Origin of the sequence: Sporosarcina sp. FSL K6-1522 (assembly GCF_038622445.1) — a bacterium.
Lineage (GTDB): Bacteria > Bacillota > Bacilli > Bacillales_A > Planococcaceae > Sporosarcina.
In genome coordinates, this window is the sequence record NZ_CP152019.1 from 1134390 (window position 1) to 1158728 (window position 24339).

The 24339-nt window shown below is 43.3% G+C and carries 26 protein-coding genes; 20 read left to right on the forward strand and 6 right to left on the reverse strand.

The genetic code is table 11. The features are described from left to right. The first annotated feature begins 667 nt into the window (after positions 1-667). Positions 668-1468, forward strand: coding sequence for an alpha/beta hydrolase (locus MKY34_RS05535; RefSeq protein ID WP_342514220.1), 801 nt, complete (start codon positions 668-670; stop codon positions 1466-1468). Between the two features lie 28 nt (positions 1469-1496). Here MKY34_RS05535 and hmpA read toward each other — a convergent pair whose 3' ends face one another. Beyond that, the gene (gene hmpA, locus MKY34_RS05540; RefSeq protein ID WP_342514221.1) at positions 1497-2684 is read right to left on the reverse strand and encodes an NO-inducible flavohemoprotein; all 1188 of its coding nucleotides are present in this window, start codon (positions 2682-2684) and stop codon (positions 1497-1499) included. Positions 2685-2846: 162 nt separating this feature from the next. Between hmpA and MKY34_RS05545 the strand changes: the two genes are divergently transcribed. Both MKY34_RS05545 and MKY34_RS05550 read left to right on the forward strand, forming a co-directional pair. Next, positions 2847-3290 carry an Rrf2 family transcriptional regulator gene (locus tag MKY34_RS05545; protein WP_342514222.1) on the forward strand — a complete coding sequence of 148 codons (444 nt, stop codon included), beginning with the start codon at positions 2847-2849 and terminating at the stop codon, positions 3288-3290. 258 nt (positions 3291-3548) lie between these two features. Further along, positions 3549-4475, forward strand: a complete 927-nt coding sequence (locus MKY34_RS05550; protein ID WP_342514223.1) for a manganese-dependent inorganic pyrophosphatase — start codon at positions 3549-3551, stop codon at positions 4473-4475. Positions 4476-4601: 126 nt separating this feature from the next. Here MKY34_RS05550 and MKY34_RS05555 read toward each other — a convergent pair whose 3' ends face one another. Then, on the reverse strand, positions 4602-5978 hold the full coding sequence (locus tag MKY34_RS05555; protein ID WP_342514224.1) for an FAD-dependent oxidoreductase: 1377 nt from the start codon (positions 5976-5978) through the stop codon (positions 4602-4604). A gap of 104 nt (positions 5979-6082) precedes the next feature. Between MKY34_RS05555 and MKY34_RS05560 the strand changes: the two genes are divergently transcribed. After that, positions 6083-6790: a DsbA family oxidoreductase gene (locus MKY34_RS05560; protein WP_342514225.1), complete on the forward strand. Its 708-nt coding sequence runs from the start codon at positions 6083-6085 to the stop codon at positions 6788-6790. Between the two features lie 58 nt (positions 6791-6848). Here the strand turns inward: MKY34_RS05560 and MKY34_RS05565 are convergent, their stop codons facing one another. Continuing rightward, positions 6849-7376 carry a YceI family protein gene (locus MKY34_RS05565; RefSeq protein ID WP_342514226.1) on the reverse strand — a complete coding sequence of 176 codons (528 nt, stop codon included), beginning with the start codon at positions 7374-7376 and terminating at the stop codon, positions 6849-6851. A gap of 425 nt (positions 7377-7801) precedes the next feature. Here MKY34_RS05565 and murB point away from each other — a divergent pair, with 425 nt between their 5' ends. Continuing rightward, the gene (murB, locus tag MKY34_RS05570) at positions 7802-8716 is read left to right on the forward strand and encodes a UDP-N-acetylmuramate dehydrogenase (protein ID WP_342514227.1); all 915 of its coding nucleotides are present in this window, start codon (positions 7802-7804) and stop codon (positions 8714-8716) included. A 148-nt stretch (positions 8717-8864) separates the two neighbouring features. Here murB and MKY34_RS05575 read toward each other — a convergent pair whose 3' ends face one another. Beyond that, entirely contained in the window at positions 8865-9536 is a 672-nt protein-coding gene (locus tag MKY34_RS05575) for a histidine kinase (protein ID WP_342514228.1), read from the reverse strand. Between the two features lie 332 nt (positions 9537-9868). Here MKY34_RS05575 and MKY34_RS05580 point away from each other — a divergent pair, with 332 nt between their 5' ends. Genes MKY34_RS05580 through MKY34_RS05610 form a run of 7 tightly spaced genes read left to right on the forward strand, consistent with a single transcriptional unit; the run spans position 9869 to position 15671 of the window. Further along, a complete protein-coding gene (locus tag MKY34_RS05580; RefSeq protein WP_342514229.1) occupies positions 9869-12283 on the forward strand; it encodes a Na+/H+ antiporter subunit A in 2415 nt (804 codons plus the stop codon). Next, positions 12270-12692: a Na(+)/H(+) antiporter subunit B gene (locus tag MKY34_RS05585; protein ID WP_342514230.1), complete on the forward strand. Its 423-nt coding sequence runs from the start codon at positions 12270-12272 to the stop codon at positions 12690-12692. The genes MKY34_RS05580 and MKY34_RS05585 overlap by 14 nt, the downstream gene beginning before the upstream one ends. A gap of 3 nt (positions 12693-12695) precedes the next feature. Continuing rightward, positions 12696-13034: a Na(+)/H(+) antiporter subunit C gene (locus tag MKY34_RS05590; RefSeq protein ID WP_342514231.1), complete on the forward strand. Its 339-nt coding sequence runs from the start codon at positions 12696-12698 to the stop codon at positions 13032-13034. Then, entirely contained in the window at positions 13027-14505 is a 1479-nt protein-coding gene (locus MKY34_RS05595; protein WP_342514232.1) for a Na+/H+ antiporter subunit D, read from the forward strand. The genes MKY34_RS05590 and MKY34_RS05595 overlap by 8 nt, the downstream gene beginning before the upstream one ends. A 41-nt stretch (positions 14506-14546) precedes the next feature. Then, positions 14547-15029, forward strand: coding sequence for a Na+/H+ antiporter subunit E (locus MKY34_RS05600; RefSeq protein ID WP_342514233.1), 483 nt, complete (start codon positions 14547-14549; stop codon positions 15027-15029). After that, on the forward strand, positions 15029-15313 hold the full coding sequence (locus MKY34_RS05605; protein ID WP_342514234.1) for a Na(+)/H(+) antiporter subunit F1: 285 nt from the start codon (positions 15029-15031) through the stop codon (positions 15311-15313). The genes MKY34_RS05600 and MKY34_RS05605 overlap by 1 nt, the downstream gene beginning before the upstream one ends. Then, positions 15291-15671: a Na+/H+ antiporter subunit G gene (locus tag MKY34_RS05610; RefSeq protein WP_342514235.1), complete on the forward strand. Its 381-nt coding sequence runs from the start codon at positions 15291-15293 to the stop codon at positions 15669-15671. The genes MKY34_RS05605 and MKY34_RS05610 overlap by 23 nt, the downstream gene beginning before the upstream one ends. Positions 15672-15707: 36 nt before the next feature. On the opposite strand, the gene MKY34_RS05615 is transcribed toward MKY34_RS05610, so the two are convergent. Further along, positions 15708-16124, reverse strand: a complete 417-nt coding sequence (locus tag MKY34_RS05615; RefSeq protein ID WP_342514236.1) for a universal stress protein — start codon at positions 16122-16124, stop codon at positions 15708-15710. A gap of 386 nt (positions 16125-16510) precedes the next feature. Here MKY34_RS05615 and MKY34_RS05620 point away from each other — a divergent pair, with 386 nt between their 5' ends. The 8 genes from MKY34_RS05620 (at position 16511) to MKY34_RS05655 (ending at position 23755) form a co-directional block, all read left to right on the forward strand. Further along, positions 16511-16879 carry a metalloregulator ArsR/SmtB family transcription factor gene (locus MKY34_RS05620; RefSeq protein WP_342514237.1) on the forward strand — a complete coding sequence of 123 codons (369 nt, stop codon included), beginning with the start codon at positions 16511-16513 and terminating at the stop codon, positions 16877-16879. After that, on the forward strand, positions 16866-18974 hold the full coding sequence (locus MKY34_RS05625) for a heavy metal translocating P-type ATPase (RefSeq protein ID WP_342514238.1): 2109 nt from the start codon (positions 16866-16868) through the stop codon (positions 18972-18974). The genes MKY34_RS05620 and MKY34_RS05625 overlap by 14 nt, the downstream gene beginning before the upstream one ends. 24 nt (positions 18975-18998) lie before the next feature. Continuing rightward, positions 18999-20111, forward strand: a complete 1113-nt coding sequence (locus tag MKY34_RS05630) for a GNAT family N-acetyltransferase (protein WP_342514239.1) — start codon at positions 18999-19001, stop codon at positions 20109-20111. A 273-nt stretch (positions 20112-20384) separates the two neighbouring features. Beyond that, positions 20385-20810, forward strand: coding sequence for a transcriptional regulator MntR (gene mntR / locus MKY34_RS05635; protein ID WP_342514240.1), 426 nt, complete (start codon positions 20385-20387; stop codon positions 20808-20810). After that, positions 20810-21673 carry a S1-like domain-containing RNA-binding protein gene (locus MKY34_RS05640; protein ID WP_342515199.1) on the forward strand — a complete coding sequence of 288 codons (864 nt, stop codon included), beginning with the start codon at positions 20810-20812 and terminating at the stop codon, positions 21671-21673. Before mntR ends, MKY34_RS05640 begins: the two co-directional genes overlap by 1 nt. Positions 21674-21922: 249 nt before the next feature. Then, on the forward strand, positions 21923-22810 hold the full coding sequence (locus MKY34_RS05645) for a DUF1002 domain-containing protein (RefSeq protein WP_342514241.1): 888 nt from the start codon (positions 21923-21925) through the stop codon (positions 22808-22810). Between the two features lie 54 nt (positions 22811-22864). Next, on the forward strand, positions 22865-23149 hold the full coding sequence (locus MKY34_RS05650) for a GNAT family N-acetyltransferase (RefSeq protein ID WP_342514242.1): 285 nt from the start codon (positions 22865-22867) through the stop codon (positions 23147-23149). A 135-nt stretch (positions 23150-23284) separates the two neighbouring features. Beyond that, positions 23285-23755 carry a DUF4064 domain-containing protein gene (locus MKY34_RS05655; RefSeq protein ID WP_342514243.1) on the forward strand — a complete coding sequence of 157 codons (471 nt, stop codon included), beginning with the start codon at positions 23285-23287 and terminating at the stop codon, positions 23753-23755. 58 nt (positions 23756-23813) lie between these two features. Here MKY34_RS05655 and MKY34_RS05660 read toward each other — a convergent pair whose 3' ends face one another. Continuing rightward, entirely contained in the window at positions 23814-24314 is a 501-nt protein-coding gene (locus MKY34_RS05660) for a GNAT family N-acetyltransferase (protein ID WP_342514244.1), read from the reverse strand. Positions 24315-24339: the final 25 nt, after the last annotated feature.

Here is a 24339-nt window from a genome sequence, read left to right on the forward strand (position 1 = left end):
TTTACCTAGAGTGGCGGCCAAAGATACAATTTTGGCCGCTGAAGCTTTTGCCATAGACTTTTCTTTTGTTATTGTGGGAGAGCTAACTTTCTACAACGTTTATCATGTTAAGAAGTCTAATCCTTGCTCGAAGTAAAGTAAAGAAGGAACGCATTGTTTAATGGACAAGAGTGCCCGAAATTGTATCTTCGGGCACTTACTCTTCCTATAGAAAGTCATTTCTTCTTTTCTTTCCGAGCAACCGCATTTTTCACTTAATTATTGGAGGGACGCGACAGGTAATGAGTCGCAACAGCATTATAAAAACAAGTATGTCTAGCAGTGACGCAGTCATTGCTAGACATACTTGCCCTTTGAACAGGAGGAATCGCACTTGAATTCCCCCTAAAGCTGTCGTGAATCATATACTGAAAGCGGACCGGAAATCGTTCAGTGAAAATGAAGATGTAAAGCATTTCTCATCAATCTTTTATGCAAGTAAATGGTTAATCAACAGGCGCGTTTCTTTAGTTCAATATATATAGTAGGGGAAAGCTAGGGTAGTAGTTGTATTCAGTTTGGAAAAAATGGTTTAATGGTAGTAGTTGACTTGAATTGGTAGAAGGCTAAATTCTTCGCTAGTTCAAGCTATGCTTGGCGTAATGGATTCAGGAAGGAATGAACTGTTTTGTTGCACTATCGAACATATGAAATTAGCCCGGAGACTCCATGGGTGACATTTATACATGGCGCAGGTGGTAGCTCATCTGTCTGGTTTAAGCAAATCCGTGAATTTCGAAAAAAACATAATGTGCTCTTAGTCGATCTTCGAGGACATGGACAATCTGCTCGTGGCATGTGGAAAAAAGGCGATACATTCGCAGACATATCGAGAGAAGTTATTGAAGTATTAGACGAAGTAGGCATCAAAGAGACGCATGTTATTGGCATGTCACTTGGCACAATCGTCGCGCAAACGATGGCGGACAATTTCCCAGGACGCGTGAAATCATTGATTCTTGGCGGAGCCATCATCCGTTTTGATATTCGGACGAAATTGTTATTGCTAGTAGGACGTGCAGTGAAACGCTTTGTCCCTTATATGTTACTTTATCGATTGTTTGCGTATATTATTATGCCGCGAAAAGAGCACGAGGAGTCGAGGATGGCATTCGTCAATGAGGCCAAGAAAGTGTACCAGAAAGAATTTATAAGATGGTTTTCGCTAACGAAGCTTATCAATCCCTATTTAACCCGCTTGCAAATTTCGACAACAGCGATTCCGACATTATTCTTAATGGGGGAGGAAGATTATCTTTTCATCCCACCGATTGAGGAAGTGGTTCGTAAAAATAAAGGCTTTGAATTCATCAAAATTGAAAAATCTGGACATGTCTGCAACATTGATCAACCAGAGGTGTTTAATAAATTAGCAATCGATTATATTGCTAAAATCGAACAAAAAAATGCTGTCATCCCAATTGGGTGACAGCATTTTTGTTTGCTTAGGTGTTTTCTTATGCGTTTGCTAGTTCAAGTTGAACAGCAGGGCCGAAGAATTCGAAGTGTACTTTGTCTGCTGGGAAACCAAGTGCATACAAGTCATTAATGACAACTTGCATGAACGCTGTTGGTCCACACACATAGATATCGCTGCCTTCTAAAACGTTAGCTGCAAGGAATTCACGGTTGATGAAACCATCGCCTTCTTCTGAGTAAAGCGCTTTGTAGCTGGAAGCTGACAGAGATGCATTCAATTCTTGTAAAACTGTGTCGAATGCTTGGTGTTTGCGTGTACGTGCAGAGTGCAAGAACGCAACTGGACGATCTTTAGTTGTTTTTGCAATTGTTTCGTACATGCTCATCATTGGTGTGATACCAACGCCACCACTAATCAATGTGACAGGGTTGTTGCTTTCAGTATCAAGGTGGAAATCTCCAGCAGGTGCGCTGACTTCAAGTGTGTCACCAACGTTAAGTTCATTATGCAGGTAGACAGATACTTTACCAGCTGGTTGGTTTTCATCTTCACGTTTAACAGAGATGCGGTACACATCGCCTGTTGAAGCTTGTGACAAGCTGTATTGGCGGTTTACTGTATACTCTTCACCTGGAATTTGTGTACGAATAGAGATGTATTGACCAGGTAGGTAAGCAGGTAATGTTTTGCCGTCTGCAGGTTTCAGGTAGAAAGATGTAATGACATCACTTTCAACGACTTTATCGGCAATCGTGAATTCTTTGAATGTTGCCCATCCGCCTTCAGCTTGCTCAGCTTTCTTATACATGTCTTTTTCGATGCCGATGAAAGCATCAGCAATAACGCCATAAGCTTGGCCCCATGCTTCGATGATTTCTGGTGTAGCTGCATCTCCAAGAACTTCTTTAATAGCACCTAGTAGGTGGTAACCAACGATTGGATAATGTTCAGCTTTAATGCCGAGTGATTTATGTTTGTGTGCGATTTGGACAACGACTGGAATAATTGCCCCAAGATTATCGATGTTTGCAGCAGCTGCGTAAACTGTGTTAGCAAGTGCAGCTTGTTGACGACCTTGTGATTGGTTTGCATGGTTGAAGATATTCAAAAGTTCAGGGTTTGCCTCGAACATGTTTTTATAAAAGACGGTTGTAATCGTATTTCCGTGTTGTTCTAATACCGGTACAGTTGATTTGATAATGTTGATCGTTTCTTGTGAAAGCATAGTGGAGCACAACCTTTCGTATTTGTTAACCTAATCATAAACGATGAAAAGAATTAAAGCTATATATAAAATACATCTTTAGAGAGTGTTAGAAAGTTAGTCACATTTCTTTCACCTATTTGCCTCAAACGCTATAATAGGTTGTGAAAGAGCGGTGAGATTATGCGTTTAACAATGTATACAGATTTTTCCTTGCGAGTACTCATTTTTTTAGGTGCTAAAGAGCAAGGGGAACTTTCAACGGTCCAAGAAATCTCGGACACATATAGCATTTCGAAAAACCATTTGACGAAAGTGGTGCATGAGCTTGGAAAGATGGGGTTAATTGAAACCATTCGGGGACGTGGTGGTGGTATTCGGTTGAAAGAAGAACCAGCAAACATCAATATTGGAGAGCTTGTTCGGAAGACCGAAGACGATTTCCATCTTGTTGAATGTTTCAATCCAGAATCGAATGGCTGTATCTTGTCTTCGTCTTGTCGATTGAAAGGCGTATTACATGAAGCATTAACAGCTTATTTTAAGGTGTTGGACAACTATACAATCGCGGACTTTATCATGAATAAAGATGAATTACATGCAATATTATTCAATCGATCTTTGTGATAAAATGTTAGAGAAACTTCAATCAATGGGAGCTTTATCCCCAATGATTGTTTAAGGAACTTAGGCTAAGAACGCCACGTCCTGTGGCAATGCCTAAGTAACCAACATCCTGTTGGCCCGAACTCATCGGGCATTTACGGGCAGTTGAGTCTCGCATAGACTTCGTCAGGTATTTTGAAGTCTTGAAGTGAGGATTTACTGCCCGTTAATGCGGGATACAATGACTAGTAAAGAAGAAAAGAACAGGGGGCTATTTTTATGGGAAAGGTTTTAGTGTTCGGACATAAAAATCCAGATACAGACTCGATTACAGCAGCGATTAGCTATGCGTATTTGAAGCAACAAATAGGAGTAGATGCAGAAGCGGTACGACTAGGTGTTGTGACGAATGAGACGGCTTATGCGCTTGAACAATTCGGCTTTGAAGCGCCACGCTTCATTGAAAAGGCTGCACCAGAAGCTGCGCAAGTCATTCTTGTCGATCATAATGAGAAGCAACAAAGTGTAGATGATTTGGATGATGTACAAGTCATCGAAGTTGTTGACCATCATCGCATTGCGAACTTTGCGACGAGTGACCCACTTTATTATCGTGCGGAGCCGGTTGGTTGTACGGCAACGATTTTGAATAAATTATACAAAGAACAGGGCGTAGCGATTCCGAAAAACATTGCAGGTCTTATGCTTTCTGCGATTATTTCGGATTCTTTACTGTTCAAATCACCGACGTTCACAGAAGAGGACCGTGTGGCGGCGGAAGAATTGGCAGCCATTGCAGAAGTAGATGCGCAGGAATATGGACTGGCTATGCTAAAAGCGGGCGCGGATTTAAGCGATAAGACGTTGGAAGATTTGATCGGACTGGATGCGAAAGAGTTCTCGATTGGCGATGTGAAAATCGAAATTGCACAAGTAAACGCGGTCGACATTAATGACGTTATGAGTCGTCAGGCGGAGCTGGAAGACTTGTTGAATGGCGTTATTGCGGACAAAGGACTTGGCTTATTCTTGTTCGTTGTAACGGATATTTTAAACAACGATTCAGCTGTTATCGCACTTGGTAAGGAAGCGGAACGTGCAAGCGCGGCGTTCAATGTGTCACTTGTGAATAACACGGCGACGTTGCAAGGTGTCGTTTCGCGTAAGAAACAAATCGTACCCGTATTAACGGAAGCGTTGAAATAAGAAAATTGAAAAGGCTGTGCCCATGTGAAATGGGCGCAGCCTTTTTGTATTTTATAGAGGAAGTCGATGGTGTTGCGCTGATAGTTCGACCGTTTGTCCCTGCCAGTTCGCATACACCTGAACAGTCTATTTCAAATCCAACGGCTTTGTCGCCGGACCTTCGAGGACTGAGCCATCTTTACGGAAACGGGAGCCGTGGCATGGGCAATCCCATGTTTCATCCGCCTTATTCCACCTTGTTCGACAGCCCATATGCGTACAAATTGGGGAAGACATTCGCGTTAAGTGCCCGCCTGTAAATTCTTTTACGACAAGCCCCGTATTTTTCAACGCTTGTAGCAAGAACGATCCAAATCCCGTCCGATCCGGTGCATACAGTGCGGATGCTTTGTTTGTCCTGCCGACAATGAGGTCGCTAATGATGCGAGCGCTTGCCATGGAATTCGACAACCCCCATTTTCGATAGCCTGTGCTGATGTAAACATAGGGCATACTGGAAGAAATAATGCCTGCATAAGGAACCAAATCAGGGGTCTGGGGATCTTGCGCTGACCAGCCGTTTGTCAGTGTAGAAAGGTTATACAAATCTTTTACATCTGAATAAAGCCGTTCGTAATGCACTTGCGTATCGCTTTCCATACCAGCTTGGTGGCTCTCCCCAGACAGTAGGAAATAGGATTGGCCATCGATCAATGCCGTTCGAATCGAGCGTTTGGGCGAATCGATGGCGATATATTGACCGTGCAAAGGCATGTCAGCTTCTGCTGCAACGAGATAAGAACGGTCAACGGATAACTTCATAATTTGTAACCCGCGTAACGCTTCAATTGGATAATGTGTACATAATACCAGTTCGTTGAATTGCACTTCGTGTCCGGCATTCATGGAAAGTAAGCGTTTTTTCAAATCCATTAGCACGACGTCTGATTGTTCATAAATGCGCGCGCCCGCTTCGACTGCGAGTTGTGCAAGATGTTGACCAAGACGTACAGGGTGGATTTGACACTCATCTTTTATCGTAAGTGTTGTGTCCATGTGAATGGGTAATTCTGAATTTCTTCCGAGTTCGCCGGGGATGCCAAGTTCCTCATAGGCACGCATTTCATGGCGCAGTAATTCACTCCCTTGCCTGGATTGCGAATAAAGAATGGAGTCCGCCGCCTTTAATTCATCATCCTGCGCAAAGGACCTAGCGAATTGAATGGCGTCTTCATTCACATCATAATAGTACTTGGCCTGGTCACGTCCAAACTTTTTTAGTAATTTTGAATAGATAATATCGTGTTGCGCGGTTAACTTGCCTGTCGAGTTACCTGTTGCCCCTGAAAGGATGGTGTCTTTCTCGAGAAGGATGACATCTTTTCCTTCTTTGGCGAGGAAATAAGCGTTAGCAATTCCGCTTAGTCCGCCGCCAATTATGCAAATATCACAATCGATATCTTGGTCGAGTTGGGGAAACGGATCGCGCGGATAGGCTGTATGTAGCCATAGTGAATTAAACATGAAATAACCTCCGTCACATCTACTTGAAATCGTAGTAAGCATATTCATTGTTGCCTTCTTTGTTTGAATTTAAAATGAAAAGTAGGAAAGGTGTGTGGAGAATCGTGAAAATTGAAGTATGGTCCGATTATGTATGCCCATTTTGTTATATTGGCAAGCGTAGATTAGAAGAGGCATTGGCTGAGACAGGTCTTGGAGAACAAGCGGAGGTCGTCTTTAAAGCGTTTGAATTAGATCCCAATTCACCGGCGGTATCTGACATGAACATGGAGGAAGTGCTCGCGAAAAAGTATGGAACGACTGTGGCGGAAGCGAAGAAGATGACGGATAATGTAGCCGTTCAAGCGCAGTCTGTAGGGTTGAACTATGATTTTGCGAATATGACACCTGCAAATACGTTCAATGCACATCGTCTAGCGAAGTTGGCGGAGCAAGAGGGCGTTGGCGGGCAAGTTTCTGAACGTTTGTTACAGGCATACTTTGTGGATGCAGAGAAAATTGGCACAGAAGATGTGTTGTTGCGTATTGCAGAGGAATCTGGGATTTCTCAGGATCGCGCGAAGGAAGTCCTCGCGTCCGATGAATTCGCGACAGAGGTAAAAGGGGACATTGCAGAAGCAGGCCAAATTGGCGTGCAAGGCGTACCGTTTTTCGTCATTAACCGTAAGTATGCGATTTCTGGCGCGCAACCAGCTGAGGCTTTTGCTGATGCATTACGTAAAGTTGCGGAAGAAGAAGGCATTCAACCAGCTTTAAAAGTGCTAGGTGCTGAAGGAGAAGGACTTTGCACAGATGATGGCTGCGACATCTAAATGAAGAAAGCGGGGCATATGATCAATGATGATCGTATGCCCCGCTTTTTCTTATTGATTATTGTGCTGGGTTTAGTTGTAGTTCAAGTGTGATTTTAATGTCATCGCCTACAAGAACGCCACCTGCTTCAAGTGTTTGGTTCCATGTAAGACCGAATTCTTTACGTGAAATTTTACTTTCTGCTTCGAAAGCTGCTACATCTACGCCCCAAGGGTTTTTCCCGATTCCTTCAAATTCAGCTGCAAATGTAATCTTTTTTGTAACGTCTTTAATCGTAATATCGCCGATAAGGTCATATTTGCTGCCGCCCTTTTTGACGATATCAGTTGTTGTGAATGTAATCGCTGGGAAAGTTTCTGTATCAAAGAAATCAGCAGAGCGCAGGTGGTTGTCGCGGTCTGTGCTATTTGTTTGGATGGTTGTTGCATCAATTTTAAAGTCGATTTTTGCACCTGTTAAATCTTCAGGGTTACCTTCGAGTGTTCCTTCAAATCCTTCAAAGCGTCCTCGAACTTTTGAAACCATCATGTGCTTAACTGAAAAACTTACATTCGTGTGTGAAGCGTCTACTGTCCATGTTGTCATTAAAAAAAACATCCCTTCAATAATAAGTTATGTTCTTACTATATGCCGCATTTATCTCGAAGTCAAGATAAATATCTTAGTTTCGAGATAAATAGTCTCAGTTGATAATCAATATGATAGCCAGTGCATGTAGAATTCACTTTATGCGGCATGTGAGTGTGCTATACATATATACATTACCCGCATGGAGGACAATATAAACTGAACCAAAGAATTCCGCTAACAACGCTTGCGGTCGCCGGAGCTAAAGAGTAGATGAAAATCATAAGTTTGATCTATATAGCATGACAGTGGATTCAAAGGAATTTTTCATTCTTTTGAATCGGCGTATTCTGAATTTAAGATCAGTAAGAATTCCTTGTCAAAAGAAAGGATTCCAAGCATACTTATAAAAGTGAACGTTTTTTTGAAAGGATTGGGTGTTGATGGTAAAGCATCATTGGTTTGATGAGTTGAAAAGTGAAATTACACAAGGTGTTCTATTGATAGATGAACCATTATGTAAGTATACGATGACGAAACTAGGTGGTTGTGCGGATTTACTCGTTATTCCTGGTAATGAGAAAGAGACGGAAGCCACTGTGCGCTATGCGCATACAAACAATATCCCGCTCTTATTGCTTGGTAATGGCTCGAATATGGTTGTTAGGGATGGTGGCGTCAGAGGGATTGTTCTTCATTTGGCGAAGCTTGATGGGATTAAAATCGAGGGGACAGCTGTCCATGCGGAAGCAGGCGCGCTCATTATCGATGTTTCTAAACGTGCAGCTGCAGAGACTTTAACGGGTCTTGAGTTTGCCTGTGGGATTCCGGGTTCTATTGGCGGGGCTATGGCGATGAATGCCGGCGCATATGGTGGAGAAATTCAAGACATCATTGTCCAAGCGACTGTGTTAACGAAATCTGGAGAACGTTTGATTTTGAATAAAGAAGAGCTTGAACTAGGTTACCGAAAAAGTATCATTGCGAAAGAAGGCTACTATGTACTATCTGCGGACTTCCGTCTTGCTGAAGGGGACCAAGCAGCTATCGATGCAAAGGTGGCGGACTTAACATTCCAACGCGAATCCAAGCAACCGCTTGAATATCCTTCGGCAGGGAGTGTTTTTAAACGACCACCAGGCCATTTTGCAGGGAAACTGATTCAAGATTGTGGTTTACAAGGAAAAGGACATGGCGGAGCAGAAGTATCCCTGAAGCATGCGGGCTTTATCATCAATAAAGACAACGCAACCGCTTCGGACTATGTTCAGACTATCGACATGGTAAAAGCCGAAGTGAAAAAGCAATTTGGGATTGAGTTAGAGCTTGAAGTGAAAATTGTCGGCGAAGAAGCCTAGAAAAGCGGAAGCGCCTTACAAGCGGTCGCCTGGCTTATGGCGGGAGGCATCCGCAAGCGCTGAGCGGTGTTGGGAAGATTCTTTTGTTCAATATATACAATAAAAAAGCGGATGACCTTTATAAAATCGGTCATCCGCTTTTATCTATTCACTTTACTTTGCAATTGAATAAAGAAGGATCAGTTACCTGGTCGTCTGTTACATGCACTTGGCACATTTTGTTGTTGCTCATAAATTTGAAAATCCCATTATTGAAATCGGTGCCGATTTCCTTAAAGAAAATCCCTTCAAAACGAGCTTCTTTTGATAATGTGAAGCAGACGCGGAAGCCATCGCCATCTTCCATTAAATAAGCGCGTACACCTTTTTCGAAGATGCCATCGATTTCATCTTTGATGGCGCGGTCAACAGATACAACATGAAAGTCTACAAACGAAATTTCGCGTAAGAGTACGTTCATAAACGAGCCTTTTGTAATCTCTTCCCATCTGCTTTGAGCCGTTTGACCGATAATGATTTGAGTAATGTTACGTGAATGTGCAACTTCCTTAATAACTTTAGCGAAAGGGCGTTTTTCGTTATCTTGTATAATAAATTCTTCTACGTCTAATTCTTCGGCAAGTGCTTGCCATTTCTCCACGTATTCGGATTTTTCTGCATCAAATTCGTCATAAGGAAGCGGATCAACCGTTAAAATATATAGGGGACAATCCATGATTGTCGCCATCTTATGTCCGCGTCTAATGAGACGTTCACCATTTGGACCGTAGTAGACACAAACGAGAATACTCTCGTCCATACGACCTTTTACTTTGCCCATGACGGTAGTCACCTCTTAAATGTTATAGTTTAGCCAAATTTTTTGAAACGGAGTACGCATTGAAAACCAAGCTATTATATAAGAAAATAAACCATTTGGCAAGAGTATGGCGAACTGAAAAGCCATAAAGTGCGAAGCATACGTTTTTGGTGTATAATTCTTTGTATAATGTTATAGAAATTCCCCTAGAATGGGTATCTTTAGCTACCTATTATGCCGTCAGTTGCGATATGAGTCAAGCCTGTCCTACACAACATCCATTAGAGGATGCAATACCCCTTAAGAATATTCCATTTCAACTGCATACATTCGCTTAGTATTGGAGGTTACATTTGTTGATCATTACATTCGCCATTTTACTTCCATTTTTGGTTGCTATTCTCATACCGTCTTTATATAAGAGAATACCAAGTCGGAAAATTGGGTGGTTTGTCTTACTTGTTCCACTTACATTGTTCATCATACTTGCTGGTTTTATCCCCACTGTTGCTGAAGGGGAAACCTATATACATACAATTAAATGGATTGATTCGGCAGGTATAAATTTCACAACCTATCTTGATGGTCTTAGTATGATTTTTGGGTTGCTTATTACTGGGGTAGGGAGTTTGGTTATTCTCTATTCTATATATTATTTGTCTGAACGCGAGGCACTAGGGCGTTTTTACGTTTATCTGCTCATGTTTATGGGAGCGATGCTTGGCGTTATTTTTTCAGATAATCTAATGGTGCTATACGTTTTTTGGGAATTGACGAGTATTTCTTCGTTTTTGTTAATTGCATTTTGGTATCACCGCAAGAAATCCCGTTATGGGGCGCAAAAGTCGATGCTCATTACGGTGTCCGGTGGCGTGGCAATGCTTGCGGGTTTCCTCATGCTGCATATGCTGACAGGCTCATTTAGTGTACGGGATATTATTGCGACGATTGGTCAGTATACCGATGAAAGTTTGTTTGTACCTGCGATGCTCCTCGTTTTGCTAGGTGCATTTACGAAATCGGCACAGTTTCCGTTTCATATTTGGTTGCCGGATGCGATGGAAGCACCAACGCCAGTTAGTGCTTATTTACACTCCGCGACGATGGTGAAGGCGGGGATTTACCTTGTTGCGCGTTTCACACCTGTATTTGGTGGCGAAGCGATTTGGTTTTACACGGTGAGTTGTGTCGGGATTTTTACGCTGTTCTGGGGTTCTTTCAATGCGGTGCGACAGACGGATTTAAAGGCGTTGCTAGCTTATTCAACAATTAGTCAGCTCGGTTTAATCATGTGTTTGTTTGGTCTTGGATCTGCAGCCCTGAACGAGGGTTATAGTGCTGATTCTGTTATTTACACACAGGCGACGTTTGCTGCACTCTTTCACCTCATTAACCATTCGACGTTTAAAGGTGCGCTTTTCATGGTTGTGGGTATCATTGACCATGAAGTGGGAACGCGGGATATTCGTCGACTGGGTGGTTTAATGGCCTTTATGCCTGTTACTTTTTCGATTGCACTGATCGGTAGCTTCTCGATGGCTGGTTTGCCGCCGTTTAATGGTTTTCTGAGTAAGGAAATGTTTTTTGATTCGTTATTAAATGCGCGTAATCTAGATATTTTTGAGATGGGGACATGGGGAACGTTATTTCCTGTCGTAGCTTGGATTGCGAGCGTCTTAACGTTTGTCTATAGCATGATTATTGTGTTTCAGACTTTCTTAGGTGAGCATCAGCCGAATCGGTTGGATCGGCAAGCGCATGAAGCACCGGCTGGCATGCTCGTTGCACCGTCGATTCTCGCGGTTCTTGTAGTGGGGATTTTCTTCTTCCCGAACATTGTAGCTAATTATGTGTTGCGCCCTGCTATGCAGGCTGTTTATCCGCCGTTTGAAGGGGCAGAAGGGCTTGTACCGCATATATCTGCTTGGCATGGCTTTACGTATACGCCGCTGTTACTGACAATCGGTGTGGTTCTTGTAGGGGTGCTGTTGTATAAGTTCCTGCGCTATTGGCGGGGTGTGTATACAATTGCGCCGCTAAGTTGGAACTTGGACACGCTTTATAATGGGATCTTAATGCGAGCGGAGCAAGGATCTACTTTCCTGACACGTTTGTATATGACGGGTTATCTGCGTGATTATCTAGCGTATATTTTTATATTCTTCACGTTTATTGTAGGTGGCACGTTATTTTTAAACGGTTCTTATTCGTTTGATTTATCAAATGATGCGCCGATTATGTTGAATGAGTACATTATCATTTTTGTCATGATGGGGGCAGCGATTGCCATTATATTTGCGAAGTCCCGTATGACGGCGATTGTATTGAATGGGGTACTTGGTTATTCCATTGCCATTTTCTTTGTGGTGTTTCGTGCACCTGACTTAGCATTGACACAAATCATTGTAGAAACAGTGACGACTGCGTTATTCTTACTGTGCTTCCATTACTTACCTGAATGGAAACGGGAGAAGTTAACGCGATTTACTAAAGTAAAGAATGCGCTGATTGCGGTGTCAGTCGGTACGGTTGTGACAATATTGGCGCTATCAGTGCAAGGAAATAAAATGTTCGATTCGATTTCGGTGTATTTTGAAGATGCGTATGAACTTGCAGGTGGAAAAAACATTGTTAACACCATTTTGGGGGATTTCCGTGCATTCGATACGATGCTGGAAGTCGTTGTACTTTTCATCGCTGGAATCGGTGTCTTTACGCTTATTAAGTTGAAGGCAAGAAAGGAGGAGCAGGACGTTGAAGATCAATGATGTTATTTTAGAAACCGTGACCAAAATTGTTGTGTTTATCATTTTGACCTTCGGGGTGGAGCTATTTCTGTCGGGGCACAACAATCCTGGCGGTGGCTTCATCGGCGGCCTTGTCTTGTCCTCCGCATTTGTCTTGCTCTATTTGGTTCACGATATTGAAGGGGTGCATAAAGGCATTCCTTTCGATTTTAAGAAAATTGCTGCATTCGGTGTGTTATTGGCGGTTGGGACAGGCGTTGGTGCAACCTTGTTTGGTGCAGATTTCTTAACGCAATCCGCTAGTCATTTCAATTTACCGATATTTGGAGAGACGGAGCTATCGACGGTAGTCCTTTTTGAGGCAGGTGTGGCGTTAACCGTTGTCGGTGTTGTGGTTACGATTATTTTAAGTATTAGTGAGGATGTGTAGCGGATGGAAACGTTAATAACGATACTTGTCGGCGTGCTGGTAACGGTTGCGGTCTATTTGCTGCTGTCCCGTAATTTAATACGAGTGATTTTGGGAACGGCAATTCTGTCGCATGCCGTCCATTTATTGTTGATGACGATGGGTGGCTTAAAAAAGGGGAGTGTACCGTTGCTTGGGGAAGAGGCAGAGAGCTACGTGGATGCTTTGCCGCAGGCGTTGATTTTAACAGCGATTGTCATTAGCTTTGCTGTCACGGCATTTTTACTAGTACTCGCTTATCGTACATATAAAGAAACAGGATTGGATGATCTTGACGCATTGAGAGGTTTTGAAGATGAATAATATTGTTGTCATGCCCATGATTATTCCACTTCTAACGGGCATTGTCCTCGTATTTTTAAGACCTTATGTGAAAGCGCAACGCGTGTTTAGTATTGTGTCTATTGTTGCAACGATTGCAGTTAGTATTTATTTATTAAATCGAATCCAAACAGATGGCATTTTGCGACTGGACTTCGGTGGATGGATGCCGCCCTTTGGGATTTTGTTTGTAGCGGATTCGTTTGCGATGTTGTTGGTCGTGACGACGGCCATTGTGACGGGGATTCTATTGTTCTATGCGTTTTCTTCCATTGGAAAGGCGCATGAAAATATGTTTTTTTATCCATTTGTCTTTTTCCTTGTGGCGGGCGTTAATGGCTCGTTTTTAACAGGGGATTTGTTTAATCTGTTTGTCTGTTTCGAAGTGATGCTTCTTTCCTCTTATGTGCTTATTACGCTTGGAGGACGGAAAGTGCAGCTAGTTGAATCCATTAAGTATGTTTCAATCAATGTCTTGTCTTCATGGTTTTTCTTGTTGGCGATTGCGTACTTATATGGAACGGTTGGGACGCTCAATATGGCGCATTTGTCGGTTCGTATCGCAGAAGTTGGGCAAGGGCCTTTGCTGACCGTCATTAGTGTGATTTTCCTCATTGTCTTTAGTTTAAAAGCGGGATTGCTGTTGTATTTCTGGTTGCCAGGATCGTATAGTTCTCCACCTACAGTCGTTGCAGCCTTATTCGGTGCATTGCTGACGAAAGTGGGGATTTATGCGATGTTCCGCGTGTTCACGCTGATTTTTTACCATGAGCCAGGCGTGACACATATGCTGATTGGGGTAATGGCTGCTATTACGATGATTGGTGGAAGTATTGGTGCGATTGCCTTTAATGATGTACGGCAGATTGTTTCTTATAATGTGATCATTGCAGTCGGCTTCATTCTTGTAGGGCTTGCAGTGTCGACAGAAGTGGCGATTCAAGGTTCCATCTATTATTTAATTCACGACATGATTATTAAAGCATTGTTATTCCTACTTGCGGGGACGATGATTTATTTAACAGGGACGGCTAAAATTGAAAAGATGAGTGGACTAATCCGCAACTATCCGCTGCTTGGTTGGTTGTTCTTCCTTACAATGTTGTCGTTAGCTGGGATTCCACCACTTAGTGGCTTTATCGGGAAAGTGTATGTCGGGCAAGGTGCGATTGAAGCGGGCTCCTTTGTGTTGTTGGGCATTGGGTTCTTTTCAAGTATTTTAGTGTTGTATTCGCTGTTGCGGATTTTCATGAATTGCTTCTGGGGCGAAACGATTATTAATGAAGATGATGACGTGCCACTTTCAAAAGGGATGCTTGTTCCATGTGTGTTGTTTGGCTTACTGACGATTGGACTTGGGTTCGGGGCAGAAGGAATTGCACTATATGTAAGTGATGCGGCTCATACGCTGATGAATCCCGATGTGTATATTCAAGCTGTTTTGAAGGAATAGACATGCCCTGTATATGTAGTGGAAAGAAGAGGTGATGGCGGATGCCGGCTCAATTATTATTGAATTTATTCATCGCTTTCCTTTGGATGACGTTAATAGATGAAGATGAATTGAAATTCACGACATTTTTTGCGGGCTTTCTAGTGGGAATCGGGATTATTTTTTTCATGCACCGATTTTTCGGGACGCAGTTTTACTTACGTCGTTTGTATTCGACGATTAAATTAATCTTCATATTTATATCAGAATTGACGCAGTCAAGTATTATTGTGCTAAAACAAATATTAAGTCCGAGGCTGAAAATTAAACCAGGGATTTTTAAATATGAAACCGTTTTGAAAAGTGATGTGGAAGTGACCATGTTGTCGCTATTACTGACGTTAACCCCGGGATCAGTGGTGATGGAAGTATCTCCAGAGGGCAATATCCTTTATATTCATGCGATGGATGTGGAGCAATCGAAGGATGCATTGTTAAACCAGTTGGGGAATTTTGAGAAGGCCATTATGGAGGTGACCCGCTGATGATTGAAACGATGCTGACGATTTCTCTGATTCTATTCGCCACAACGATTGCGATTGCAGTGATTCGAATTGTACTTGGGCCATCTATGCCGGATCGGGTCATTGCACTTGATATGATTGGTGTCAATCTGATTGCGATGATTGCGGTAGTGTCGATCATTTTAAAAACGAAAGCGTTTCTTGAGGTTATTTTGATATTAGGGATTTTGTCGTTTATCGGCACGATTGCCTTCTCCAAATTTATCGAGAGGGGGGTTATCGTTGAGCGTAAACGAGATCGGTGAATTCGCAGGAGCCCTGCTAATTTTAACGGGTGGAATTGCGAGTGTGATTAGTGTGTTTGGCTTGATTCGCTTGCCGGATGTCTATACGAGGTCTCATGCGGCAACAAAAAGCTCGACGCTTGCTGTGTTGCTGACGTTATCCGGGACGTTTTTGTACTTTTGGTTTAGTGAGAACTTCATCAGTGTCCGTGTGCTTCTGGGGATTGTTTTCGTTTTTCTGACAGCTCCAGTTGCAGGCCATTTAATCATTCGGGCGGCCTATCGATCGAAAGTGAAATTGGCGGACATTTCGGTTGAAGACGAGTTATACGAGGTTTTGCATAAGGAGAAAGTGGAAGAGGACGGAACTAACCGATAAGGGTTAGCCGTCCTTTTTTCGTTCGTGTCAGGAGACTTATTTGACGATTAACACAGGAGCTGCAACCCGCTTCGCTACTTTATGGCTCACGCTGCCAAGTACCATTTCTTGAAAGCTGTTTAGGCCGCGGCTACCGATAATGACTAAATCGAAGTTGCCTTCATTCGCGAAGTTGACAATTGTTGGTCCAGGCGCTCCGTGCCGAATGACGAAATCAAAGGCAATCCCGCTACGTTCAAATAACTCTTCAATGGGAGCCATCCGTTTTCTACGATCGTCATGGAGGTCAGCACTTCCTGCATTAAGGAGTACATCGGAGCGTGTTCGATCGTAGTCCAGTACGTATAGGATATGGACTTTCGCCGAGCTTAGAGATGCAAGATGTGCGGCATGTTCCGCTGCACGTCTGGAGTTTTCCGAGCCATCTACCGCGACGAGTATTTTAGTATACATACGAAGCATCTCCTCTCTAATATCAATTTCGTCTCGGCCCAATTGCGTCCAGATTATGAATCGAGCGGGAGGCCAGCACGATGCTGGTCATGACGTCGTGCACTTAGACCGCTTTCTTTAATTCCATTCAAAATCCGTGACATCCGCCGTAGGCTATTATCCTTCTTCTACTGAAGAAGGATAATAGAGGTTATGACGAATAGGCGTCCGATTATTACTAACACATTCTTCGTAGGATTGTCGGAACCCTTCTTTTCATCAGTGATTATGTCATTTTTTGTGCGGAAGTATTTTTCATTCAAATAATCATTTGATTCGCCTTGTATGTTCACTAAAAATTGCATATACTAGTGTTAATCAAACCAACATTTGAATGAGGTGTAATGATGTCGACGAAAGAATTATGTGAAATAACTGTAGTGCATGAGGAAGTTGTAAATCGAGTACAGCAAGCGCTGCCGGATTTAGGGGCAGCGGTGCAAATTTTTAAAGCACTTGCGGATGATACAAGATTAAAAATTGCTTATTCGCTTACATTAGAGGAAGAGATGTGTGTGTGTGATGTGGCGGCAGTCATTGGCTCTTCTGTTGCAACTGCGTCTCATCATTTGCGATATTTACGCGATCATGCGTTAGCGAAATCACGTCGAAAAGGCAAGATGGTTTATTATACATTGGCGGATGACCATGTCCATCAACTGGTGAAAGTAGCATACGAGCATACAACGGAAGGTGATGACCATGGCGACAGCTGAGAAAACCGAATACCGTTTAGAAAACTTAACCTGTGCAAGTTGTGCGATGAAATTCGAAAACAATGTCAAAAATTTACCGGCAATTGAAGATGCACAAGTAAACTTTGGGGCATCTAAGCTGTCATTTAACGGTAGTGCGACTGTTGAAGAGTTAGAAGCGGCAGGCGCGTTTGATGGCATTAAAGTGGTCCCGCTTCAAGTGCGGAGGGTGGAAAAGAAAATCCCTTTCTTTAAGCGGAAGGAAAATCTCGTTTCGCTATTCTCACTCGTTTTTCTGCTGATCGGGTCGGCGGTGTCATTCAGCTATACGGAGACGCACCCTGTAGCGATTGCGTTCTTTGCGGTTGCTATTGTCGTTGGTGGTGCGAGTATATTTAAAACAGGTCTGAAAAATCTTGTTCGTTTTGAATTTGATATGAAAACATTGATGACGATTGCGGTTATTGGGGCAGCCATCATTGGAGAATGGCGTGAGGGGGCTGTTGTTGTGTTCCTCTTCGCAGTCAGTGAAGCGCTTGAAGCCTATTCCATGAACAAGGCTCGCCAGTCGATTCGTCAATTGATGGATATTGCGCCGCCTACAGCGATTGTGAAGCGTGGAGAAGCGCTTGTAGAACTAGCGACTGAAGACATTATCGTTGGCGATATTTTGATTGTGAAACCGGGGCAAAAGATTGCGATGGATGGAACGGTTCTAACAGGTTCTTCAACGGTTAACCAAGCGGCAATTACAGGGGAATCCATTCCAGTGTTGAAGGAAATGGGCGATGGTGTATTTGCAGGCACGTTAAATGAAGAAGGGGCCCTTGAAGTAAAAGTTACCAAATTGGTCGGTGATACGACGATTGCTAAAATTATTCATCTTGTAGAGGATGCGCAAGCTGAAAAAGCGCCTTCTCAAAAGTTTGTGGATCAATTCGCGAAATACTATACACCTACTATCATCGTGCTGGCGTTCCTCATTGCGATTGTACCGCCGCTATTTGGAGGCGATTGGAGCACGTGGATTTATCAAGGCTTGGCGGTCCTAGTCGTTGGGTGTCCGTGTGCACTTGTTGTGTCAACACCGGTTGCCATCGTTACAGCAATCGGGAATGCGGCACGCCAAGGTGTGTTGATAAAAGGTGGAGTACACCTAGAAGAAACGGGACGTTTGGATGCTATCGCTTTTGACAAAACAGGAACATTGACGAAAGGCTATCCGGAAGTGACAAATTTCCTTTTGAGTGAAGGTGTTGAAAAAGCACAACTGCTCGGTGCAGTTGCAGCTGTGGAAGAGATGTCACAGCATCCATTAGCTAAAGCCGTGACGAATTACGCGCGTGAAAATGGCGCAACGATGAGTGTTGCGACCAATTTCCAATCTGTAACGGGGAAAGGCGTATACGCCGATGTTGAGGGCAAGCGCGTTTACGTAGGTAGCCTTAGTTGGGCGGAGGAACTATCTTCTTTGCCATCAGATATGTTACAACAAGCGGCTATTCTACAGCGCGAAGGTAAATCGGTAATGGCAATTGTAATGGATACTGACTTTGGTGGATTGCTTGCAGTGGCGGATCCGGTACGTGAGGAAAGTCAAATCGTACTCCAGAAGTTGAAAGACATCGGTATTCGTCATACGGTTATGTTAACGGGCGACCATCAGACAACTGCGGAAGCGATCGCCGAAAAATTAGGTGTTGAAGATGTACGTGCAGGTCTTATGCCAGAAGATAAGTTAACAGCGATTAAACAATTGAGTGCACAATATGGCCGTGTAGCAATGGTTGGGGATGGCATTAATGATGCGCCTGCGCTTGCGGCATCATCAGTTGGTATTGCCATGGGTGGTGCGGGAACGGACGCCGCATTAGAAACGGCAGATATCGCACTTATGGCAGATGATTTGGAGAAATTACCGTATACGATGAAATTAAGTAGAAAAACATTGCGAATCATCAAAGAAAATATTATGTTTGCATTAGGGTTAAAAATTGTAGCACTACTGCTTATCATTCCAGGGTGGCTAACGCTATGGATTGCAATTTTTGCAGATATGGGTGCGACGCTACTCGTCGTATTGAACTCGTTACGGTTATTACGCGTTCATAAGTAAGTGGGGTATTGGAGGCGGAACGGAATGCATTTACAGGAATGGACAATGGAGGAGCAGGAACAGCTCATTCATTTTATGACAACGAACACATGGCCTTATCACGGAAACTCACATCCAGGTCGACAGCTCATCGAAAAGGCCATTGAAGAAGGTGGCTATGAGTCGGATGTCGTCAAGACATTCTGGGTGGAAAATGACAGTGGACAAAAAGTAGGCATCGTGAAAATTCATGATTTGCAAGATGAAATTCCATTGTTCGACCTGCGGATTGAAGATATGTCGAGAGGATACGGCTATGGATCGAAAGCACTCAAGCTTGTGGCGGAATATGTATTTGGTTTGCCTGAAAAGAAAATTCGCTTAGAAGGCCATACGAGACAAGATAACTTGGCGATGCGGAAAACATTTGAGCGCGCGGGTTTTGTGAAGGAAGCACATTTACGGAAAGCATGGTTTTCGCCGAAAGAGAACTCGTATTATGATGCAGTGACGTATGGCATGACAAGGGAAGACTTTTTAGCGGGGACGACAACGCCAGTTGTATGGGAGGATGAGGGGAAGCAAAGTAAAGTATCAGCTGCTCCAATTATCCCGAATTTCTCGGAAACCTTTGAATCGGAAAGACTTGTTATCCGTGCGCCTAAGCTCGGCGATGCACCGGATGTTTGGAATGCTATTTGCAACTCGTTGCCTGCGCTTCGCGAGTGGATGCCATTTGCGCAACAAGCACCTGAGTTGCATCAAACAGAAGATAACATGCGCCGAGCAGTAGCCGATTTTGTTACGCGTGAAGACCTTCGCTTGCATTTGTTTTTGAAAGAAACAGGCGAGTTTATTGGATCATCGGGGCTTCATCGAATCGATTGGGCCATTCCGAAATTCGAAATTGGCTATTGGTTAGATACGAAGTTTGAAGGGAACGGTTATGTAACGGAGGCCGTTGAGCGAATTACACAATTTGCTTTCGAGGATCTTGCAGCAAGACGAGTGGAGATCCGATGTGATGAGGAAAATGCGAAAAGTCGGTCAGTAGCAGAGCGTGCGGGCTTCGTGCTAGAGGGGACACTTAAGCAAGACGCCTTATCTGCAGATGGAAATAGTTTACGGAATACATGTGTGTATGCGAAAATAGACTAAGTAGGTTGTGGAACTTCGCAGCATGGAATGTCTGAAGTGGAAAAAAGGGGATGCCGACTTAGGTCGACATCCCTTTCGTTACAATGATGAACCAACTAATCCGGCCCACCATTTGTGCAGAATGCCCTACAGCGAAAAGGGATGTAGCGTGTGTGCAAATGGCGTATTCAAGGAGAGGGAAGGGGAGCATACAGTATAAAGAGGGTTGAAGTGCAATCACTCTATTGTATGACCGACCTTGTACAGGCCTAATACATACTGGAGGCGGTACGATTGGCAACACCGGGTATGGAAGATTGTCTGGAACAAATTTATTTGCATATTGAGGCGAAGGGGGTAGCGCGTGTATCAGATGTCGCAGAAACACTTGCGGTACTCCCTTCATCTGTCACGAAAATGGCACAGCGACTCGATCGAGAAGGATACGTCATCTATGAGCGATATAAAGGGCTTGAATTGACGGAGAAGGGCTTGAAGTTCGGCAAGAAATTGGTCCGTCGTCATGAGCTTTTGGAGCAGTTTTTGCGTATCATTGGCGTGGAAGAGGGAAATATTTACGGTGACGTGGAAGGTATTGAGCATCATCTTAGCTGGAATGCGATGGATCGCATTACGGATTTAGTGGAAGCGATGGAGCAAGACGAAGCGTTCGTAAGAAAGTTAAGGGTAATGGATCAAAAGGAAGAGGTTGATAAATGATGGAACAACTACAAGCAGGTTACACAGCAGAATTGAATGTCTTGCAGCGTGAAGGCTCACGCTGGATTTTGGATGGCAACGGGGAAGAAATTATGATGAATGTGTCAGATGCAGAGGAGCATATTCAAGAAGGAGATAAGGTTCAAGTTTTCCTTTATATGAATCGACGTGGTGAACTAACGGCTACGATGCAAATTCCGAATATGACGGCTGGCACATATGGCTGGGCACGCGTCATTCGTATTGAAGATAAGGAAGGTGTCTATGTTGATATTGGTTCTTCTTTTGAAGTGCTGGTCAATCGAGCGGATATGCCGCAAGTTCGATCCCTTTGGCCGAAGACGGATGACGCATTGTATATGACGCTTCGAATGGATTTAGGTGGTACGATTTTTGGTCGATTGGCTACGGAAGAACGCGTAATGGAGCAAATTACCGAAGCACCACCGACGTTGCTCAATGCGAATTTAGTAGCACGTGCTTATCGTTTGTTGCCAGTCGGCTCGTTCATGCTCAGTGTTCCGGAAAATTATCGTATTTTCATCCATAATACAGAGCAGGCAAAAGAACCGCGCCTTGGGCAGGAAGTCGAAGTCCGCGTTATTGGCCTACGTGACGATGGCACGCTAAACGGTTCCATGCTACCGAGAAAAGAAGAACGTCTTGGTGGGGATGCGGAGATTCTACTCAACTATTTGAACGAGGTTGGCGGACGGATGCCATTTACGGACAAATCATCTCCTGAAGAGATTAAAGAAATGTTCCAACTCAGCAAAGCATCCTTTAAACGCGCGCTTGGGAAGTTGATGAAAGAAGGCCGGATTGAACAAAGTGGCGGCTGGACGACGTTGAAACGACATTGAAATGACGTTAACTTGATTCAGCCGGGGTTCAAACCCGGCTGAATCAAGTTAATACCTCCGGTGGATGTCACAGATTTTCAGAGGAGCTTTTTTCAAAAGACCGAAATGACCCGAGAGGCTGGCATTTGGAGTCTAGACGAGAGCAAACTCGAAAAAATCTGGACACAATTACGCCAAGGCGTAATTGATAAGCGGGAACTTTTCAAACTGCGAAGCGTACTAATTCGTAGAACAAGGAGGAATGCTGTTATGAAACGATTACTCATAATGATGATGGCGGCGATACTAACGCTTGGAATTGTCGTACCAGGGGCAGCGCATGCCGATCAAGTCATCAACGAAAAGCTAGGTGTACCGATTGTAGTTTACGGTGCGAACTTATCTGATGCTGAAAAGGAAAGTGTTAAGAAAAGCTTGCAAGTAGAGCAGGAAGCGGAAGTTGAAGAAATCGCAGTCGATGGTAGCGACCTGATAAAATATATCAAAGACGGCGATAGCAAAGCGAGAATGTATTCATCCGCGAAAATTACTCGTCAGGATGCAGGCAAAGGGCTTGTCATCAGCATCGTTACGCAGGATAATATTACACAAGTCACACCTGAAATGTATGCCAATGCGATGCTGACGGCAGGTATTGAGGATGCGATTGTTGAAGTGGCGTCACCTAAAAAAGTGACGGGCCATTCTGCGCTTGTCGGTATCTATAAAGCATATGAGGTATCTGGTGAAACGCTCGATACAGAGCGGACAGATGTGGCGAATGACGAATTGAATTTAGCAACAAAGTTTGCGGAGGATGCCGGTGTCGATCAAGACAAAGTAGCCGAGCTTCTCACGGAAATTAAAAAACAAATCGCTGAGCAAAACCCTGCTACGAAAGAGGATGTTGAGCGAATTGTGTCTGAGCAGCTAAAGAAATTGAACATTGAATTGAGTGAGGCTGATCGTCAATTACTCATCGATTTAATGGACAGAATTAGTAAGCTGGACATCGATTTTGGTAAGTTATCTGAACAACTGAATGATATGGCATCCAAGATTAAAGATAAATTGGGCGAAATCGACCCGAGTTTTTGGGAAAGTGTGAAAAACTTCTTCGCGAATCTATTTGACTCCATTAAATCATGGTTCAATTAAATTCGAATGAGGCAAGGGGCATAGGGGATAGAACATTAGAAAAGGGGCGATTACATGGAATTTGATTTTGTACAACTAGGTGGGGATGCATTTGCATTCCGTCACGAACAGGATGGTAAGCTACTAGCGGAAATTACATGGACCTTGCTTGGGGAAGTAATGGTTATGGACCACACTTTCGTCTCTGACGAACTACGCGGGCAAGGTGTGGCTAAGAAAATATTGGATCGTGCGGCAATATACGCACGTGAAAATGATTTGAAAATGGAACCCGTTTGCTCATACGTTGTAACGGCATTCGAGCGTTATAAAGAATACGACGATGTTAAAATTCAATAGGAAATAACCTAAAAGGCAATCCGTTTAGTGATAAAAAACGGATTGCCTTTTGCATAAAAAAACTACTGAATTATGAAACTAAATCCGATGTGAATCGTATACTGATATGTACATATAAAGAAAGAGGTGCATATTGTGAAGCGCACGGCAGAAAAAACATTATCGATTATTAGTATTGTATTAATGGTTATTGGGTTATTAATGAGTTTTGGTTTTAAATCTTTCCTTACGTATATGAATACGGATCCGCTTGTTCAAGAAGAAATAGAACTTGCGCTGCTGTCAGATCCAACATTTACTCCTGCTGACGTCGATATGATTTTATCGATTTTTACTTTCATGAGTGGCATCATGTGGGTTGTAATTATCGGATTACTGCTTGCTTTGGTGTTGACTATTGTTGGAATTGTTAGTATTTGGAACAGTGCAAACCCGAAACTTGCAGGAATTATGTTCATTATTGCTGGATTGTTGGCAGGATTTTTATCTTTACCGTCCATTCTTCTTTATATTGCAGGGATTCTTTGCTTTACAAGAAAACCGCAAAAGCATGACGATGTACAGTTTGGAGAAGAGCAGTATGATGGAACAATGAGGCCGCTTTAAGACAGAACTTTAGCAAACAAAAAAACGCTTTCCTTAGCAAGGAAAAGCGTTTTTTACATTAATGAACAACGAGGGCGGGATTTTGAATGCAATAGACATACTGTGCTGTTACGACAGGATGTCCCTCGAAGTATTCGGGGAAAACATCGACAAGCTCAAAACCTTGTTTCTCATAGAAAGCACGTCCAGTTGTATTTAGACTGTCTACATATATGAATAAATGCTTTGCGTCTTCTAACATAGATAAGGCATGTTGAAACAGCTTTGTTCCGTATCCGGCATGTTGGTGTGTAGGTAAAATATACATCGCGGTCATTTCAGTGTCACCATCTTCATCGGTTTTCGTGAAGTTGGCAAAGCCGATAGGGACACCTTCGCATTCGGCGATGAGTACAATCGTTCTTTTCATACGCATTCTCATCATGGCATCTGAATAAGAGCGATCGATAAAATCCATCTGCGTGTTTTCGGGAATAAGACCTTCATAGGTTGCACCCCATGAATGACGAATAATATGCTGCACGTGCACGATATCTGTAGCTGTCATCAGTCGAATCATTGCACTGTCACCTCAGTAATTCTTT